Below are 1053 nucleotides of genomic sequence, written 5' to 3' on the forward strand. Positions count from 1 at the left end.
GAGTCTGGCAGCAGAAGATCGTATTTCCAGCTGGTTGAAATATCGTTAAGTGTATCTCGAAAGCCTTTGATTACGGCTTTTACTTCACTGGCGGCTTGTTTGCCTAAGTCTTGCCAGTTTATTTCCCGTAAGTATTTTACTGGGTCGCCTTTACCGAGCTTGCGTAGCACTGCAATGGCGGCTTCCATTGACTCACCACTATTTTTAATTACAACTTTACCCACACCTTTTATAGCAGAGCCTAATAATGGAACCAAACCAATGGCGGTTAGGGTAAAGGCTATCCAACCGTCGCTGTCATTGGCTTTGTCATCATCGGTGAGTAATACGGTATTTGCACAAATATCACGAATGTCCATGATTTGGTCAACCACCGGTATCATCGAGATAATGGTACCCACAACGATTTGTGAGGTGCTGGGGTTTTTATTAAAGTCACCTTGCAATGTGCCCCATAGCCAATCACCGGCTTGGTTGGCTAAATTGCCTGCTTCTTCCAGCTTTGCGGTGTTACCGCTATTAATCATGTGCACGGCATCGGCGGTGGTTATTTGCCCATACAACGGGTTTGGTGTGGTGTTATCCTCTGGCTGATAATCGCGGCTGTCTTCGCCGTATTTAACACTGAACTGACCGCTGGGAATATTGGTAAGTTGCGCTTGTCCACTGTCGTCTAGTTGCCCTGTTTGCTGCGTTCCATCATCGAAGGTGATGGTGTAGGGGGCATTTTTTAACAGGACTCCCGTCTAGGTATACATATTCTAAATCGACCACACTAGCAGTCGTTGCTGCAACGCCTGCATCATTGATGGTTACATCGTTAATGCGACTAATACTCGCAGGGTTTGAGGCACTAGGACTACTGGCTGTTTGTGGGCTTTTTTATTAAAAAACACACATTCTGTCGAGCTAAATAGCAGTGAGCTCTTTAAGCGCAGCGCCTCTTAACCTCTTTGTGAATATTTTACTTAAAACCATGTTGCACAAAGAGAAAAGAATGAGAAGTAAATGAGGGGAGCAACCTAAGGCTAGACGCTAATCTTTAAAAGACTG

General features: G+C 45.0%; 1 pseudogene. It reads right to left on the reverse strand.

What is annotated here, in order from left to right:
• Positions 1 to 527, reverse strand: a pseudogene (locus H5154_RS22825) (hypothetical protein); the annotation flags it as partial.
• Positions 528 to 1053: the final 526 nt, after the last annotated feature.

Source organism: Pseudoalteromonas sp. SR44-5, from assembly GCF_014163675.1.
GTDB classification, from domain to species: domain Bacteria; phylum Pseudomonadota; class Gammaproteobacteria; order Enterobacterales; family Alteromonadaceae; genus Pseudoalteromonas; species Pseudoalteromonas rhizosphaerae.